The 17,736-nt window shown below is 32.6% G+C and carries 16 protein-coding genes and 1 riboswitch; of the genes, 11 read left to right on the top strand and 5 right to left on the bottom strand.

The window, feature by feature from the left end; translation table 11 throughout:
* Window positions 1-29: 29 nt before the first annotated feature.
* Window positions 30-1,235 carry an aspartate kinase gene (locus AC2D8K_RS00550; RefSeq protein ID WP_172852438.1) on the bottom strand — a complete coding sequence of 402 codons (1,206 nt, stop codon included), beginning with the start codon at window positions 1,233-1,235 and terminating at the stop codon, window positions 30-32.
* An 81-nt stretch (window positions 1,236-1,316) separates the two neighbouring features.
* Window positions 1,317-1,493, bottom strand: a riboswitch (Lysine riboswitch).
* A 316-nt stretch (window positions 1,494-1,809) separates the two neighbouring features.
* Entirely contained in the window at window positions 1,810-3,411 is a 1,602-nt protein-coding gene (locus AC2D8K_RS00545; RefSeq protein WP_002451353.1) for an ABC-F family ATP-binding cassette domain-containing protein, read from the bottom strand.
* Between the two features lie 145 nt (window positions 3,412-3,556).
* Between AC2D8K_RS00545 and cvfB the strand changes: the two genes are divergently transcribed.
* The 6 genes from cvfB to phoU all read left to right on the top strand — a co-directional run bounded on the left by cvfB (window position 3,557) and on the right by phoU (window position 9,447).
* Window positions 3,557-4,465, top strand: coding sequence for an RNA-binding virulence regulatory protein CvfB (gene cvfB / locus AC2D8K_RS00540; protein ID WP_002451352.1), 909 nt, complete (start codon window positions 3,557-3,559; stop codon window positions 4,463-4,465).
* Window positions 4,466-4,806: 341 nt separating this feature from the next.
* Complete coding sequence (locus tag AC2D8K_RS00535) at window positions 4,807-5,787, top strand: PstS family phosphate ABC transporter substrate-binding protein (RefSeq protein WP_002451351.1); 981 nt, start codon at window positions 4,807-4,809, stop codon at window positions 5,785-5,787.
* Window positions 5,788-5,975: 188 nt separating this feature from the next.
* Window positions 5,976-6,902 carry a phosphate ABC transporter permease subunit PstC gene (gene pstC, locus AC2D8K_RS00530; protein ID WP_002451350.1) on the top strand — a complete coding sequence of 309 codons (927 nt, stop codon included), beginning with the start codon at window positions 5,976-5,978 and terminating at the stop codon, window positions 6,900-6,902.
* 1 nt (window position 6,903) lies between these two features.
* Complete coding sequence (gene pstA, locus AC2D8K_RS00525) at window positions 6,904-7,833, top strand: phosphate ABC transporter permease PstA (protein ID WP_002451349.1); 930 nt, start codon at window positions 6,904-6,906, stop codon at window positions 7,831-7,833.
* 87 nt (window positions 7,834-7,920) lie between these two features.
* A complete protein-coding gene (pstB, locus tag AC2D8K_RS00520; RefSeq protein ID WP_002451348.1) occupies window positions 7,921-8,796 on the top strand; it encodes a phosphate ABC transporter ATP-binding protein PstB in 876 nt (291 codons plus the stop codon).
* 3 nt (window positions 8,797-8,799) lie between these two features.
* A complete protein-coding gene (gene phoU, locus AC2D8K_RS00515; RefSeq protein ID WP_002451347.1) occupies window positions 8,800-9,447 on the top strand; it encodes a phosphate signaling complex protein PhoU in 648 nt (215 codons plus the stop codon).
* A 118-nt stretch (window positions 9,448-9,565) separates the two neighbouring features.
* Here phoU and pepF read toward each other — a convergent pair whose 3' ends face one another.
* On the bottom strand, window positions 9,566-11,377 hold the full coding sequence (gene pepF / locus AC2D8K_RS00510; RefSeq protein WP_002451346.1) for an oligoendopeptidase F: 1,812 nt from the start codon (window positions 11,375-11,377) through the stop codon (window positions 9,566-9,568).
* Window positions 11,378-11,575: 198 nt separating this feature from the next.
* On the opposite strand from pepF, the gene AC2D8K_RS00505 reads away from it, so the two are divergent.
* The 5 genes from AC2D8K_RS00505 to AC2D8K_RS00485 all read left to right on the top strand — a co-directional run bounded on the left by AC2D8K_RS00505 (window position 11,576) and on the right by AC2D8K_RS00485 (window position 15,315).
* Entirely contained in the window at window positions 11,576-11,926 is a 351-nt protein-coding gene (locus tag AC2D8K_RS00505) for a hypothetical protein (protein ID WP_002451345.1), read from the top strand.
* Between the two features lie 110 nt (window positions 11,927-12,036).
* Window positions 12,037-13,035 (top strand): nickel ABC transporter permease, encoded by a 999-nt coding sequence (gene nikB, locus AC2D8K_RS00500; protein WP_002451344.1) that lies wholly within the window; start codon window positions 12,037-12,039, stop codon window positions 13,033-13,035.
* The gene (nikC, locus tag AC2D8K_RS00495; RefSeq protein ID WP_484697801.1) at window positions 13,025-13,840 is read left to right on the top strand and encodes a nickel transporter permease; all 816 of its coding nucleotides are present in this window, start codon (window positions 13,025-13,027) and stop codon (window positions 13,838-13,840) included. Before nikB ends, nikC begins: the two co-directional genes overlap by 11 nt.
* Before the next feature lies 1 nt (window position 13,841).
* On the top strand, window positions 13,842-14,615 hold the full coding sequence (locus tag AC2D8K_RS00490; RefSeq protein ID WP_484697800.1) for an ATP-binding cassette domain-containing protein: 774 nt from the start codon (window positions 13,842-13,844) through the stop codon (window positions 14,613-14,615).
* Window positions 14,608-15,315 (top strand): ABC transporter ATP-binding protein, encoded by a 708-nt coding sequence (locus AC2D8K_RS00485; protein WP_107532805.1) that lies wholly within the window; start codon window positions 14,608-14,610, stop codon window positions 15,313-15,315. Before AC2D8K_RS00490 ends, AC2D8K_RS00485 begins: the two co-directional genes overlap by 8 nt.
* 89 nt (window positions 15,316-15,404) lie before the next feature.
* On the opposite strand, the gene AC2D8K_RS00480 is transcribed toward AC2D8K_RS00485, so the two are convergent.
* Window positions 15,405-16,421 carry an ABC transporter substrate-binding protein gene (locus tag AC2D8K_RS00480; protein ID WP_002451340.1) on the bottom strand — a complete coding sequence of 339 codons (1,017 nt, stop codon included), beginning with the start codon at window positions 16,419-16,421 and terminating at the stop codon, window positions 15,405-15,407.
* A gap of 69 nt (window positions 16,422-16,490) precedes the next feature.
* Window positions 16,491-17,252 carry an HAD-IIB family hydrolase gene (locus tag AC2D8K_RS00475; protein ID WP_002451339.1) on the bottom strand — a complete coding sequence of 254 codons (762 nt, stop codon included), beginning with the start codon at window positions 17,250-17,252 and terminating at the stop codon, window positions 16,491-16,493.
* Window positions 17,253-17,736: the final 484 nt, after the last annotated feature.

The following is a 17,736-nucleotide window of genomic DNA, read 5'->3' as shown; positions in this document are numbered from 1 at the left end:
AATATTGTGAAAAATTAAGTTAAAATCAATTATATATCAAATGCACCGTACAATTCTTCCACGGCTTTTTCACCATTTTCAGCATCAATGACATAAGAAATACTGATTTCAGAAGTGGTTGTTTGGTAAAAAGGTATCTTCGCATTGATTAATGTAATAAATGCTTTAGATGCTACGCCTGACATATCTCTCATACCGGATCCAATTAATGAAATTTTGACATATGCTTCATTAATTTTGAAATCCAATGCTTCAAAATCGACGGCTAATTGCTCTAAAATAGCTGTGATTTGATGTGCATCTGTATCTTTTATACTGAAGGATAATTGTAGTCCTTCGTGGTTAACGATTTGTGAAATCATATCTACATTGACAGAACCTATTTCTAGCTCTGTGAATAGTTGTGTTAATAATTGATTATCTGGTAGGGGATAAGTGATCGTTACATGCATCATGTGTTGATCTAATGCAACCCCAGTAACTGCTTTTTTCTCTAATAAATCACTTCTAGACATAATCCATGTTCCTTTCACATTTGATAATGTTCTTCCTAAATATAATGGTATATCATAATTTTTTGCCAACTCTACGCTACGTGTCTCAAGTACACCAGCACCTAATGCGCTCATTTCCATTATTTCCTCGTATGATACATACTCCAAACGTTTGGCATGACTCAATATTCTTGGATCTGTAGCATACACACCATCAACATCTGTGTAGATTTCACAAGGAATCTGATTACTTGCTGCTAAAGCTACTGCTGTCGTATCAGAACCGCCACGGCCGAGTGTAGTTAATTCATGATCCTCGTTGATACCTTGGAATCCAGCTATGACAAGTACATCGTACTTATTAAAAGCTGTTTCAAAGGTTGATGGGTCAATTTCAGCAATTTTACTTTTTAAATGATGACCAATGGTCTTGATACCTGCTTGATATCCTGTCATTGCCTTTGCACTAATACCAATATCATTGAGAACCATTGATAAATATGAAACAGTTTGTTGCTCTCCTGTAGTTAACAGTAGGGCGAGTTCTTGCTCTTTTGGTGTTGATGTTAATGTGGACACATTTTCCATTAATTGGTCCGTGGTTTTGCCCATTGCACTAACCACCACAATCAGTTGTTCACCTTGTTCAACACGATTTTTTAGCATACCTGCTATATTTTTAATTTTTGTAAAATCACTGACGGAAGAACCGCCAAATTTCAAAACACTTCTATTCAATATTTGTCCTCCTCAGTTAGTAGGGAGACACATCCATTCAATAAAAAAGAACAAGTCTGGAATGCGACTTGTTCTACATTTATGTACAAGTGATGCACTCCATTATTGTGAAATAATGACAAACTCTTAGCTCTTAACCAAAAAGTCCAACAAATGATACCTGCTATTATCATTCGTTTCGGCATTGCCCCCTTTCAATATTAGCTGTTAGCAGACAGTTGCCTAATATTTACTCATGTTTAATGCGCCTCATCAAAATCTTATTCAATTGATATGTTTTTATTATACATATACCACATGTGACTGTAAACCGATAATTGCGATTTTTTAAAATAAACAGAAAATTTAGAGCCACTTTTTCAAAAAATATAGTGGCTTTTATTCAATCGTTGCTAAACGATTGTAAACCTTTTAGTGCATTTTAATAGTTAGTATCTCTTGTGCACTCGGATAACAAAACGAGTGTATTCCTTAAAATATAAATAACTAGAGTAGTAGGGGAATGTTCATTATATCTGTATATAAAAAGCGTATAAATACATCATCAAAATGTATTCATACGCTCAATCGAAGTCATTTATTGTAATACTCCTGTTTCTTTTAAGTATTCTTCATAAGGAATTTCTTTAGAAACGGCACCAGATTGATTTAAATCAATCACACGGTTAGCAATTGTATTGATAAATTCAAAGTCATATGATGTAAAGATCAATGAACCTTTAAATGATTTCAAACCATCATTGACTGCTGTGATACTTTCTAAGTCTAAGTGGTTGGTAGGCTCATCAAGTAACAATACGTTAGCACTTGATAGCATCATTTTACTTAACATACAACGAACTTTTTCGCCACCTGATAACACGCTTGCTTTTTTCTTAACTTCTTCACCACTAAATAACATACGTCCTAAGAAGCCACGTAAGAATGTTTCAGTTTGTTCATCTTCTGGTGCATATTGACGTAACCAGTCAACAAGATTCATATCCACACCATCAAAGAATTCAGAGTTATCTTTAGGGAAGTAACTTAATGAAGTTGTTACACCCCATTTATAAGATCCTTCATCAGGCTCCATTTCACCAGCTAAGATTTTAAGTAATGTTGTTTTAGCAATTTCACTATCACCAATTAAAATAGCTTTATCATTAGGATTCATTGTAAATGAAATGTTATCTAATACTTTTTCACCATCAATTGTTTTTGATAGGTTTTGAACAGTTAATAAATCATTACCAATTTCTCTTTCAGGTGTGAATTTAACATATGGATAACGTCTAGATGAAGGTTGAATATCATCTAATTCAATTTTTTCTAATTGTTTCTTACGACTCGTTGCTTGTTTTGATTTAGAAGCATTCGCTGAGAAACGCGCAACGAAATCTTGTAATTCTTTAATTTTTTCTTCTTTTTTCTTATTTTGTTCTTGAGCCATTTTTTGAGCTAATTGGCTTGATTGATACCAGAAATCATAGTTACCAACATATACTTTGATCTTACCAAAGTCTAAATCTGCAATATGTGTACACACATTATTTAAGAAGTGACGGTCATGGGATACTACGATAACAGTATTTTCAAAGTTGATTAAAAAGTCTTCTAACCAACTAATAGCTGGAATATCTAAACCATTGGTAGGCTCATCTAGTAATAATACATCTGGATCGCCAAATAAACTTTGGGCTAGCAATACTTTTACTTTTTGGTTATTTTCAAGTTCAGACATTTTCTTGTCTTGTAATGAAGCATCGATACCTAATCCTGAAAGTAGGTTAGCTGCATCTGCTTCAGCATTCCAACCATTCATTTCAGCAAATTCGCCTTCAAGTTCAGCAGCACGAATACCATCTTCATCACTAAAGTCTGGTTTCATGTAGATTTCATCTTTTTCTTTCATTACTTCATATAAACGTTCATGACCTTTGATCACAACATCAAGTACACGTTCATCTTCATATGCGAAGTGGTCCTGTTTTAAAATCGCTAATCTTTCATCTTTACCTAATGACACATGACCTGTTTGTGAATCTAACTCACCAGATAAAATTTTTAAGAAAGTAGATTTACCTGCACCATTTGCACCAATTAAACCATAGCAATTACCTTCAGTAAATTTAATATTTACATCTTCAAATAGCTTACGATCGCCAAAACGTAAACTTACATCAGTTACTTGTAACATGCATTTGCTCCTTTTTTATATCGTTATTCTAACGGAAGAATTATATCATATTATAACGATAGTTTCGACCACCGATAACTTGTAATGATAGATTACATGACTCGTGTTATACTATAAAAGAATAAAAGACTCGAAGGAGAATATAATGGCACTAGAAAAAGATATCGTAGGTTCTATAGAATTTCTTGAAGTGACTGGCTTACAAGGATCAACATATATGTTAAAAGGACCCAATGGAGAACAAGTTAAACTCAATCAATCCGAAGTAAATGAAGAAGACGAATTACAAATAGGTGAAGAATACAGTTTCTTTATTTATCCAAATAGATCAGGTGAATTATTCGCAACACAAAATATGCCTGATATTACGAAAGACAAATATGACTTTGCAAAGGTGCTTAAAGTCGATCGCGATGGCGCACGTGTTGATGTTGGCCTACCGAGAGAAGTATTAATACCCTGGGAAGATTTACCAAAGGTTAAAACATTATGGCCAGAAGCTGGAGATCAATTACTCGTGACATTAAGAATTGATAGTCAGAACCAAATGTTCGCTCGTTTAGCAAGTGAAGGTATCGTTGATAACATGTACACACCCGTTAACGACGATAGTAAACAAAATGAAATGTTAGAAGCTAGACCATATCGTGTTTTAAGAGTGGGGAGTTTCTTATTAAGTACCGAAGGTTATAAAATTTTTGTTCATGAATCAGAACGTAAAGCAGAGCCAAGATTAGGTGAATTAGTTACCGTTCGTATTATTGGTCATAATGAACGCGGTGAACTTAATGGTTCATTTTTACCTTTAGCTCATGAAAGATTAGATGATGATGGGCAAGTCATTTTTGATTTACTTGTGGAATATGATGGCGAATTACCTTTTTGGGATAAATCGAGTCCCGAAGCTATCAAAGAGGTATTTAATATGAGCAAAGGTTCATTTAAACGTGCCATTGGTCATCTATATAAACAAAAGATGATTAATATTGAAACTGGCAAAATCAGCTTAACAAAAAAAGGTTGGTCTCGTACGGAAGACGAACAAAATTCTTAATACAAAAACGCATTTCTTCTATTAATATAGTCGAATCATATCACCATAGCGCTTATTGAATGAAATATTTCAATAAGCGCTTTTTTTGTAATATTTTAAGTATCCAAAACCATCATTTTTATATTTTGCAATTTTAACAACCCAAAAATTATATTATTTTTCAAGATCTCTAACTTTAAAAACACTGTTATATCAGTGTTCAAAGCATATTTACAATTCAATTCTCATTCTTAACAAAACATTTACATTAGCTCTATTATTAATTAACAATAAACCTTTAGTATTAGGACTGTAAGAAATACATATAACATTTGGGTTATTTATATTAGGAGGATGTTTCAATGAAAAAGTGGCAATTAGTCGGTACGACTGTATTAGGAGCTTCAGTACTTTTAGGCGCTTGTGGCGGCGGTAACAATGGCGGTTCAGGCGAAGGTAAAGATGTAAGTGGAAAAGTAAAAGGTGACGGGTCATCAACAGTCGGTCCAATCATTGAAAAATTAAACGAAAAATTCGCTAAAGATTATCCTAACGCTACAGTATCATCTGGTACTTCAGGAACTGGTGGCGGATTTGAGAAATTCATTTCAGGTGAAACAGATTTCTCAAATGCTTCAAGACCAATTAAAGATGAAGAAAAGAAAAAGTTAGAAGATAAAGGCATTAAATACAAAGAATACAAAATTGCACAAGATGGTGTAACAGTTACAGTAAATAAAGATAATGACTTCGTTAAATCATTATCTAAAGATCAACTTAAAGAAATCTACTCTGGCAAAGCTAAAACATGGAAAGATGTTAACTCTAAATGGCCCGATAAGAAAATTAAAGCTTTCTCACCTGACCAATCACATGGTACATTCGACTTCTTTACTGAAGAAGTAATGGACAAAGGCGATATCAAAGCTGAGAAAAATGCTGATACAAACGTTATCGTTCAATCAGTTGAAAAGAATAAAGAAGGTATCGGTTACTTCGGTTATAACTTCTATCAACAAAATAAAGATAAATTAAAAGAAGTTAAAATCAAAGACGATAAAGGTAAAGACACAGAACCAACTAAGAAAACAATCCAAGATAACTCTTATGCATTAAGTAGACCATTATTCATCTACGCTAAAGAGAAATCATTAAAAGATAACAAAGCTTTCCAAGAATTCATGAAATTCACACTTGAAGATAAAGGTAAAGCAGCTGAGGATGCTGGTTATGTAGCCCTTCCTAAGAAAGACTACAAAGAAGAGCTTAAAGATTTGAAAAAATACATTAAGAAAAACAGCAAAGACTCTGATAAAAAATCTGATAAAAAAGAAGATAAATAATTAATAATAGAGTTTGGGAATACTAACGAAAATCATTGCAAAGTGGTTAAAATCAATAACCACTTTGTCTGATTTTCTTTTCAGGTTATAAGTCATATTACAAATCATGAGTCTAGCTCATCTATAGCCTGAAATATTCCCACTCTTTTTTTTATAATTGGGAGATTTAATAAGAGAGAGGTTTTTAAATGGCTTCAAAAACAAATATTAGAGAAATGATTGCTAAGAACAATGCCAAAAAGGGTGGTACAAGCGATAAAATCGTACCGATTATTTTGGCTATCATTGCAGCGATTTCAATTTTAGTTACATTAGGGATTTTATTTACTTTACTTACAGAAACAATTACGTTCTTCACACGTGTACCAATTACAGAATTTTTATTCTCTACAGATTGGAACCCATTCTCTGCTAAACCATCATATGGTATTTGGGCATTAATCATAGGGACGTTAAAAATCACAATCATTGCTGCATTATTCGCCGTTCCAATCGGATTAGGTGCTGCTATTTACTTAAGTGAATATGCGACTGACAAAGTTAGACGAATTATCAAACCAATTTTAGAAATTTTAGCTGGTATTCCTACTATCGTATTTGGTTTCTTTGCATTAACTTTTGTCACACCAATTTTAAGATCAGTATTTCCACAGTTAGGTAGTTTCAACTCAATCAGTCCCGGATTAGTCGTTGGGGTTATGATTATCCCACTTATCACAAGTATGAGTGAAGATGCAATGGCATCAGTACCGAATAAGATTCGTGAAGGTGCATTGGGATTAGGTGCTACTAAATTAGAAGTTGCAATTAAAGTTGTGTTACCAGCAGCAGCTTCAGGTATTTTAGCTTCAATCGTATTAGCTGTCTCAAGAGCTATCGGTGAAACAATGATTGTATCTCTTGCAGCAGGTAGTACACCTACAGCTTCACTTAACTTAACTGGTTCTATTCAAACAATGACTGGTTATATCGTTCAAGTTGCGACAGGCGATGCTACTTTCGGATCAGACGTTTATTACAGTATCTATGCAGTAGGTTTCACGCTATTCATTTTCACATTAGCAATGAACTTACTATCACAATGGATTTCTAAACGTTTCAGAGAGGAGTATTAATATGGCGACAACTACTAATACATCAAATAGCAATAGCAAAACATTAATCGATCAAAAGCAAGTCGATAAAAATATTTCGAGTCGTATGACCAAAAATAAAATTTTCAAAGGTATATTTTTAGCCTGTACATTAATTGGTTTAATCGTATTAGCAGCTTTATTAGTTGATACATTAATTAAAGGTGCTGGGCATTTAACACCATCATTCTTTACTAACTTTTCATCTTCCACACCGTCAATGGCAGGGATTAAAGGTGCATTAGTTGGTACATTATGGTTAATGATTACTATTATTCCAATATCAATCGTATTAGGTGTAGGTACAGCAATTTATCTTGAAGAATATGCACGTAAAAATCCATTCACGAACTTTGTTAAGGTTTGTATATCAAACTTAGCAGGTGTACCTTCAGTTGTATTCGGTCTATTAGGACTTACATTATTCGTTCGTGGTATGGGCGTTGAATCATTATCACTTGGTAAATCAATCATTGCCGGCGCATTAACAATGTCTTTATTAATTTTACCAGTCATTATCGTGGCGGCACAGGAAGCGATTCGTGCTGTACCTAACTCAGTAAGAGAAGCTTCTTATGGTTTAGGTGCTAACAAATGGCAAACGATTTATAAAGTGGTATTACCTGCAGCTTTACCAGGTATTTTAACAGGCTTTATCTTAGCGCTATCTCGTGCATTAGGTGAAACAGCACCTTTAATCTTAATTGGTATTCCTACAATTCTATTACGTTTACCAAGCGGTATTATGGATCAGTTCCAAGCATTACCAATTCAAATATATAACTGGGCAAAAATGCCTCAAGAAGAATTCCAAAATGTCGCATCAGCAGGCATTATCGTATTATTAGTAATCTTATTATTAATGAATGGACTAGCTATTTTCTTCCGTAACAAATTCAGTAAGAAATTTTAAGCTAACGTCGTTATAAAAACAGGGAAACGTTATTTACGATTAAGTAGACATTAAATCAACTTAGTTAATTAGAAGGAGTTTTAAATTATGGCTAATACAAAAGTCGAAGAAAACAAAACATTAGATCAATTGAAAGACAACTCAAATCAAGGCGTATCTACTATAGTAACTACACAAGATAAACACGATCCGATTTCTGATAGTGAACGTAAAATCGTTTATTCTACACAAAATTTAGACTTATGGTATGGTGATAATCATGCGCTTCAAAATATCAATTTAGATATTCTTGAAAACAATGTAACTGCCATTATCGGACCATCAGGTTGCGGTAAATCAACTTACATTAAAGCTTTAAATCGTATGGTTGAACTAGTTCCATCAGTTAAAACTGCAGGTAAGATTTTATATCGTGATCAAAATATCTATGATGCAAAATATTCTAAAGAAAAATTAAGAACGAATGTAGGAATGGTATTCCAACAACCAAACCCATTCCCTAAATCTATATATGATAATATTACGTATGGACCAAAAACACACGGCATTAAAAATAAAAAGATTTTAGATGAAATTGTAGAAAAATCACTACGTGGCGCAGCTATTTGGGACGAATTAAAAGATAGATTGCATATGAATGCGTATGGATTATCTGGTGGACAACAACAACGTGTTTGTATCGCTAGATGTTTAGCAATTGAACCTGATGTTATTTTAATGGACGAACCAACATCAGCTTTAGACCCTATTTCTACATTGAAAATTGAAGAACTTGTTCAAGAATTAAAAGAAAACTATTCTATCATCATGGTTACACATAACATGCAACAAGCTGCTCGTGTTTCTGATAAAACAGCTTTCTTCTTGAACGGCTATATAAATGAATATGACGACACTGATAAAATTTTCTCAAATCCAGCTGATAAGCAAACTGAAGATTACATTTCAGGACGATTTGGTTAATATATGGCAGTGATTAGACAAAAATACGAAGGCCAACTAGAAGACTTAATCAAAGATTTACGTCGTCTAGGTCTTCGTGTTTATTTTAATATTGAAAATGCATTAGTGTCGTTAAGTGATGATAAGAGAACTTTCGCAAGAGAGACAATTGAAAAAGATAAAGAAATTAATCGTTTAGACTATGAAATTAATGAAAAAGTCATCATGCTTATTACAAAGCAACAACCTATAGCGACAGACTTACGCATGATGATGGCAGCTTTAAAGATTTCTACTGACTTTGAACGTATGGGTGATAACGCCGCAAATATCGCTCATATTCGACTCAGAGTTAAAATAACTGACCATTATGTCTTAACAAGATTAAAGACTATGGGCAAATTAGCTATGCTAATGCTTGAAGATTTAAATACAGCTGTCAAAAATGAAGACATTACATTAATTAAAGAAATTATTGAACGAGATCAAGATATCGATGATTTATATATCAACATTGTCAATACGACATATTTAATTGATAACGATCCGTTTGTAGCAGGTCAAGCTCACTTAGCTGCTAGAAATCTAGAACGTGTCGGAGATCATATTAGTAATATTGCTGAAAGCGTGTACTATTTTCTCACAGGTGAACACTACGAAGCAGGTCGCTAAAATTCCTATTTAACCCAAATTTAAATATAACTGACTGATCTTCGTAATTGTTAGAACCTAAATATATAAAAATCCCCTAAATGATAGCACTTAGCTACATTTAGGGGATTTGTTTTACTTATGAATTAGCCTCAATTTCATCAGTAAGCGCAATTGCTTCATCTACCAATTCAGATATATATCGTATTGTGTCTTTCAATGGTGCTTCTGTTGTGATATCAACACCTGCTTGTTTTGCTAATGCAACTGGTGATAAACTACCGCCTGACTTCAACGTATTTAACCAATCATTAACAGCTGGTTGTCCTTCAGTTTTTATTCTTTGTGACATGACAGTACCAATTGTTAAGCCCGCTGAATAAGTATACGAATATAGCCCCATATAATAATGCGGTTGTCTCATCCAAGTTAACTCCGTACCGTCTGTCATTTCAACCGCATTACCAAAGAATTGTTGATAAACATTAAGCATAATATCATTTAACACTGGCGCTGTTAATGATTCTCCATGATCTACTTTCTGATATACTTCACGTTGATAAGCCGCTTCTAGCAAATGCGTCACCATATTATGATAATACGTACGAGATAGTATAGAACCGATGACCCAACGTTTGAATCGTGGATCTTCGCTATGGTTGAATAAATAATTTGCCATTAACATCTCGTTCATTGTTGATGGTGCTTCCACAAAATACATTGAAGCTTCAGATTCTAAGAAATTCTGATTTTGTTGTGCTAAAGTGAAATGACCTGCATGGCCTAATTCATGTGCCAAGACAAATGTTTCAGCCATCTTTCCAGTCCATGAAATAAAGACATAAGAGTGTGTGAAATAAGGACTAGCACAGAACGCACCAGTATCTTTACCTTTATTTTGAGCGAAATCTATCCAGCGATTTTGGTATGCCGATTCAATCATAGAATGGTAATCGTCGCCAAGTACATCAAGTGCACCATAGATATAAGATTTAGATTCATCAATGGAAATTTCAGGTTCATAACTAGGATCGATTGAAACCTTTAAATCTTCAAAACGCATTTTTTCCAATCCATGTACACGTTGCAGTAATTTAGCATATTTTTGCATGACAGGTGCTAAATCACTCATAATGACATCAATTTGTCTATCAAACATATCACGTGTCACTTCTTGTTCTTGTAATAAATAATCAATCACTGAGTCATATCCTCTTAAATCCGCTTCAATTTTTTCTTGTTGTATTTGCATATTATAAGTGGCAGCTGTTGTATGTTGATAACGTCTAATCGCATCGCTAAATGCCTTAAAACTTTTCTGCCTAAATTCAGGATCAGCATGATCCTCGTATTCATTTTCAAATGTTGCATAATCCATTGGATACTCTATGTTGTTATGTTTAAATGATTCAAATGCAATATCTAACATTTTAATAGTACCGTATAAATCATAAGGTTGATTTAAAGTAGGGGATAGACTTGCTAATGTTTGTTCAACTTTAGGATCTAATTGATACGGTTTGCGTTCAATTAATTGTTGAATGTAATGTGGATATTGTGTTTGAGATTTCAGTTGCTGTAACGTATCATTACTCAAATTTAATATTTCTGATTCGACAAAGGATAATCGACTTGCGATTTTACCATAAGACGTATTTAATTTAGCATTTAATGTCTGTGCAGCTTCATTAGTTGTGTCTACACTTAAACGTAATTCAGCATAATTGCCTAATCGATCAATTTGTATTAAAAGTGCTTCATAATCTTTAAGCGCATGTTCAATCGTATCAATTTCTTTTAATTGACCATTATAACGCTTATTAAAAGATAATGAAGAGGCTAGCGTCTCATCTAATATTTGGTAAAAATCTTCATCATTTTGGAATAAATCCTTTAAATCCCATGTTTCAGTACTAGGTATATCTTGTCTATTTGGTAAACCTTGTGTCAATATGATTCACTCCCTGTTTGTAATCAATAATTTTATTATACATGAGTTAAATTCGAAACGCAGTTGATACATATCAATCATACATCCGCAATTAAGTCGGTTATTAATCATTTAGAAATACTACTATAGTAGGTTTAGTTAAAGTAAATTAAATAGTATAATAATGTTATTATTATTTAAAATAAGGAGAATCCATTTATGACTATTTTTGATATGCTGAATTTTCTATGGATTTCTATATTAGCAGTTATCATTTTAACTGTTTTCTGCACTTTAGTCTTACATAGATGGTTTATTGCAGCAGTTATTTCTTTTGTAGTATTAGGTGTATTAGCGTTCTTAATTCCTAATTTCCAAGATATTACATATCAACCATTACTAGGTTATGCTGCTTTTATGGCGATTGTGAGCTTAATTATCAGTTTCCTATTATGGTATTTCACACGTAATTGGAGACGTGAAAGAAAGAAAAAGCAACTCGAAAAAGATATGCGTCGATATGAACAATTTGAACACGAACAAGATGTTAACCAATTTCGTCGCCGTTAATATATAACGATTATAGGCCCAATTCTGAAATAATTTGACAGAGTTGGGTTTTACAATTTAAGTTTTCACTTATACCTTAAATATCATAGACAACTAATGGAGAGATACATATGAATATAATTAAAATAATCACTTCAAAGTGTCTTCAAATGATTGTAGTATTGTTTATCTTATCTACAATTACTTTTATTCTAATGAAATTATCTCCCGGTAATCCAGTAGACAAAATTTTACATTTAGACACTGCACAAGTTTCCAATGCTCAAATCAAAGCGACCGAAGATAAATTAGGCCTAAATGAATCATTATTGGTACAATGGTGGCATTGGATAATTCAAATATTACATTTAGATTTAGGGGTAAGTTACCAAACCAACGAGCCTGTTAGTCAAGAGATTGCAACATATGCGCCTCCTACATTAATCATTACCTTGGGGACATTAATGATGTCAATCATCATTTCAGTGCCATTGGGTATACTTGCAGCAATCAATTATCATCGTTCTATTGATCGCATGATTAGAATTTTCACCTCTTTATCTGTTAGTTTGCCTGCATTTTTCATAGGTATACTACTATTATATATATTTGATTTAAAATTAAACTTACTTCCTCCAGCAAGTGATGGCCAATGGATATCATACATTCTACCTATCCTAACTATGAGTGTCGGTATGTGCGCCTATCTCATTAGATTAATTAGATCTAATTTGTTGGATTTATATCAAAGTCCTATCGTCCAAGCTTCACGACTAAGAGGAATGCCAGAAAAGTATATTTTATTACATGACCTTCTCAAGCCAGCTTTACTGCCAACTATACCACTCATTGGTCTTTCTGTAGGTAGTTTAATAGGTGGCACAGTCGTTATTGAAAATTTATTTGAAATACCTGGTTTAGGCGCGTTTTTAGTTGATAGTATTCGCTCAAGAGATTACCCAGTCATACAAGGTATCGTCTTATTTATAGGTATATTAGTCATTTTGATTAATACATGTGCTGATGTACTAAGTATATGTTTAGACCCTAAACAACGATTAACACAACACTCATGGTTAAAATCGTCTCAATCATATAATGATAAGGAGGCGACACATCATGAAATTTAAAATCAATCGTTCGAATTGGATATTTTATGTATTTTTCATATATGTTTTAATCATTGTTATGATGCAATTTTTTGTTCATGACGATGCTGCTTTAAAAGTGCATTTATCTCAAACATTTGAACCTATGAGTACACAACATTTATTAGGTACAGATGATTACGGTAGGGATTTATTCACTCGTCTCGTAGTAGGTGCACGTTCTACGTTATTTATCACGGTGCTTACTTTAGTATTTACTGTCATTATTGGTGTACCTCTAGGACTACTGTCCGGCTATAAAAAAGGCTGGATAGATATGATCATCATGCGTATGATTGATATCGGTTTAAGTATTCCAGAATTTGTCATCATGATTGCACTCGCAAGTTTCTTCCGTCCAAGTATTTGGAATCTAGTTATTGCTATCACCATAATTAAGTGGATGAATTACACACGGGTGACAAGAGGAATTGTGAATACAGAAATGCATCAATCATATATTCGTATGACACAACTTTTCAAAGTACCTACATTAACGATTTTATTTAAGCATTTATTACCAAAAGTATTACCATCCATTCTTGTATTAATCATTGTGGATTTCGGCAAGATCGTATTATACATTAGCTCTTTATCATTTTTAGGATTGGGGGCACAGCCGCCATCACCAGAATGGGAGGCAATGTTGCAAGCAGGTCGTGATTTTATAACCTCTCATCCGATTATGATCATTTCACCAGCGACTGTTATCGCTATGACAATATTAATCTTTAACTTAACAGGTGATGCACTACGTGATCGACTATTAAAAGGAAGAGGTGACTAAAATGAATATCATAGAAATTAAAGGACTCACCATCAACGATTCAAACGGTCAACCACTTTTAAATCGTGTTGATTTATCCATTAAGAAACAACAAATCAATGTAATCATTGGTGAAAGTGGGGCGGGTAAAACCGTAACTATGCGTTTTATATTGAATCAATTACCTAAAGATTTTCAAATCGAATATGACTATTTCTTGTTTAATGGGCATGCTGTGACACATTTAAATGATAAGTTAGGAAAAGATATTGGCTATATTTCTCAAAACTATACACAAAGTTTTAATGACCATACCAAGTTAGGTAAACAACTCATATCAATTTATCGTACACATTATGATGTATCTAAACAGATTGCTAATACTAAAGTAAAAGAAGCACTCACATGGGTCAATTTACCAAGTGAAGAGATATTAACACGCTATAGTTTTCAATTATCAGGTGGCCAACTAGAACGCGTTTATATTGCGAGTGTACTTATGCTTGATCCTAAACTTATCATTGCAGATGAACCAGTAGCATCATTAGATATGGTAAATGGCCTACAAATAATGGATTTACTAGAACATATTGTTAGAGACCATCATCAAACTTTATTAATCGTTACACATAATATGAGTCATGTTCTTAAATATGCAGATCAAATTGATGTTATTCAAAATGGACAAATTGTTGATAGAGGTAATCGTTCTTATTTTGAAAGTAAACAATCGACACCGTACGCTCAACGGTTATTTCATTTTAGAAGTCATATAAAGAGGGGATATCATGATTAAATTAGACAATATCTCATTCCATTATCATAAACAACAATCCGTATTAAACCATATCAATTTAACAATCGATGATAATGAAATAGTTGGTATTTTAGGTGAAAGTGGATCAGGTAAAAGTACACTTAGTTCACTTTTATTACATGAATTAAAACCAACAACTGGTTCCATTCGTGTCGATACACATGATATTTTACCCGTATTCCAACATGCGTCTGAAAGTTTCAATCCTAAGTTAACCATTCAACAATCATTAGCAGAGCCGCTCTTGTATTACAAAAAACAATCTACTCAATATCAACATATTGACCAAATCATTCAAGATACGACGTCATCATTTAACTTGCCATTATCATTACTTAGCAAGTATCCATATGAATTAAGTGGGGGGCAATTGCAAAGATTTAATTTGCTACGAACATTATTAGTTAAACCAAAAGTATTAATATGTGATGAAATTACTTCAAACCTAGACGTTATCGCAGAACAACATATGTTAGATATCCTAACTGAAAACTATCGTAAACACCCATATACCTTAATCATAATTTCACATGATCTATCTGTAATACAACGTATTTGTCATCGTATAATTGTATTAAAAGATGGGGCGATCGTTGATGATTTTAATACCGATCAACTGTTTAGTCATCAAAGGCATCCCTATACCAAACAACTTGTAGCTTTATATGAATCAAATTAAATTATGTGATAAAACTATACCAAAGAAGCCCAAAGAAAACTTTTATTCAAAGTAACTTTGGGCTTCTTTATATTGAATTTATGAATCAATTATTTTTTATTTTCAAAGGCGTCTTGAATATGTTCAAGTTGATCTATTGTAAGTTGATGACCACCTTCACCAAAATACCAAGCATTAGTTTCAAATTGATATACGTTATGATTTTTGATTGCTTTTATATTTTTAATGACCTTATTATTTAGTTCTTTAGGTAAATGCTGATCATTGCCATCTTTTGTTCGATTAATCACAAATAGTTTGTCTGGATTGATTTTATTTAAATACTCATAACTGATTTGATTTCCTGCAGAATTAGCTTTCATGTTATTGTCCGCATGTTGTATACCTAAATCTTTATTCAAGAAACCACCAAATCGACCAGTTTGTCCAAAGGCTTTCATACCTTTATCATCTACAACTAGTAGCAATACTTTGTCCTTATTAATCATACGTTTTGTCTCATTTACTTTTTCTTTTAATTCTCGATTAAGTGTGTTGGCTTTATCTTTTTTATCGAAGATTTTACCTAAATGTTGGGTTGTTGTCTCTATAGAAGAAATGTAACTATCATTATTAGGACTGACAAATAAAATTTGAGCATCGGGCGCAGCTTTTTTCATTTCATCGAGTGTTTTTGTATGAGCTTGCCTAAAAGAGGCTAAGATTAAATCTGGTTTAGATTTTGCTAAATTATCGTATTTAGGACGTCCTGGATTGCCTAAATTAATATATTGATCACTTTTAAATTCATTTAAAGCGTGGGGGAGAAATGCATTCCCTTGATCTTTAGCAACTGCTTTTACATGACTTTGTAATCCCATTTGTTGCATGATGTCTAATGCACCATAATCTAAGACAGCCACTCTTTCAGGATTTTTTGGGACCTTAACAGTTTCTGATTTCTTTACACCACGTGAGTGGGTATTATTTTTATCTTTAAACTCATAAGTATTTTTAATACTTACAGTGTCCTTTGAATTTTGATTAGATTGATCTGACGTTTGACTACATGCAGTTAGCGCAATACTAATGAGTAAAATGATAAGTAGTATATATGTATTTTTCATAATGATCCTCCTTATCATTATTTTAAATGAAATTGAGAATCATTATCAATTAATGTTATTACTTTTTATTTACCATTTATCCAATTCGTTACATATTGCTTCATTAGTGTCGTCGACTAAAGTAATTTGCGGATTATTAATAAACGTCGTATGATCCATATGTAAATTCGTTACAAAATAGCCATGAGATGCATGTTCTAGCATTTGAATATCGTTATGATCATTTCCAAATGCGATATAATCGGTTGTAGCTCCAAGGATTTTTTGAATTGTAGTATGTTTATCAATACCTTGAGCTGTAATATCAATATAACTTTCATTTAAATGTTGTATTAGCTCTAAGGAATGAGATTTTTCAGCTAATATAGTAGCAATTTCTTCAAAATCATCTTGTCGAATATCTAATATGATTGCTTTAATAGGTTGAACAATGTCATTCATATCTAAAGCCTTTGCTGTATGGTTAGGATCAATGCGTTGAAATAATTCATACGTTGCATCTAAGTTAGTTGAATAATTATATTTATCATCTAATATATACTTTAATTGATATGCATGAATAATATCTTTAATTAATTGCAAATCATCCTGTGTAATAGATTTAATCACTTCAATCTGTCCATTTTGAGAAATGATTGAGCCATTACCACCAATAAGTGTAAAATCTTTAAATTCTGGTATAACTGGTAGCAAATCTCTAATTGGACGTGCAGTTGCAAATATGACTTGATGTCCGAGTTGCTGTAATTTAAAAATGCGTTCTTCAATACGTTGATCAACGTGGTAACCATCAAATGAAATGGTACCGTCAATATCAAAAACAAAATTCATAAACAAAACTCCTAAATGTTAATATTAAAAATATGGATAAATTATAACATAGCAAATATATAATGAAGAATAGGGTCCCCTATATCGGATATCTATAACTTCCTATAATATATATTATGTAAACTAAAATCTAAAAATCAATATAGGTCTATTATTCATGTCTTATAAACAGTTATAACTAATTAAAACGAATCCGTTCACATTTTGATTGATATAATCATTCGTTACTAAGACTTGTATTCTTAAATGTTCATTTCCTTAAACTCATATGTCAATCTAACGATACGTTAAACGATACGTTAAATGATCAGTATATTTAACCTTAAATCCAATATAATTCTTAACTTAGTCTTTGAAATACTTAATGTTATATTAGCAATGTATTTACATCTAATGACCAGTTATCCATCAAAGTAACTCTCGATGCAACTGAGACACTCTCACAGCATCAATATATTGTTTAACATGTTATACATATTAAATC

It is taken from the genome of Staphylococcus sp. 510 (genome assembly GCF_057219715.1).
This window is presented reverse-complemented; position numbering and strand designations above follow the sequence as displayed.

Excerpts from the sequence above, each read along its gene's own strand:
- AC2D8K_RS00545 (WP_002451353.1), bottom strand. The coding sequence starts at position 3,411 with ATGTTACAAGTAACTGATGTAAGTTTACGTTTTGGCGATCGTAAGCTA.
- cvfB (WP_002451352.1), top strand. The coding sequence starts at position 3,557 with ATGGCACTAGAAAAAGATATCGTAGGTTCTATAGAATTTCTTGAAGTG.
- AC2D8K_RS00535 (WP_002451351.1), top strand. The coding sequence starts at position 4,807 with ATGAAAAAGTGGCAATTAGTCGGTACGACTGTATTAGGAGCTTCAGTA.
- pstC (WP_002451350.1), top strand. The coding sequence starts at position 5,976 with ATGGCTTCAAAAACAAATATTAGAGAAATGATTGCTAAGAACAATGCC.
- pstA (WP_002451349.1), top strand. The coding sequence starts at position 6,904 with ATGGCGACAACTACTAATACATCAAATAGCAATAGCAAAACATTAATC.
- pstB (WP_002451348.1), top strand. The coding sequence starts at position 7,921 with ATGGCTAATACAAAAGTCGAAGAAAACAAAACATTAGATCAATTGAAA.
- phoU (WP_002451347.1), top strand. The coding sequence starts at position 8,800 with ATGGCAGTGATTAGACAAAAATACGAAGGCCAACTAGAAGACTTAATC.
- AC2D8K_RS00505 (WP_002451345.1), top strand. The coding sequence starts at position 11,576 with ATGACTATTTTTGATATGCTGAATTTTCTATGGATTTCTATATTAGCA.
- nikB (WP_002451344.1), top strand. The coding sequence starts at position 12,037 with ATGAATATAATTAAAATAATCACTTCAAAGTGTCTTCAAATGATTGTA.
- nikC (WP_484697801.1), top strand. The coding sequence starts at position 13,025 with ATGAAATTTAAAATCAATCGTTCGAATTGGATATTTTATGTATTTTTC.
- AC2D8K_RS00490 (WP_484697800.1), top strand. The coding sequence starts at position 13,842 with ATGAATATCATAGAAATTAAAGGACTCACCATCAACGATTCAAACGGT.
- AC2D8K_RS00485 (WP_107532805.1), top strand. The coding sequence starts at position 14,608 with ATGATTAAATTAGACAATATCTCATTCCATTATCATAAACAACAATCC.
- AC2D8K_RS00480 (WP_002451340.1), bottom strand. The coding sequence starts at position 16,421 with ATGAAAAATACATATATACTACTTATCATTTTACTCATTAGTATTGCG.
- AC2D8K_RS00475 (WP_002451339.1), bottom strand. The coding sequence starts at position 17,252 with ATGAATTTTGTTTTTGATATTGACGGTACCATTTCATTTGATGGTTAC.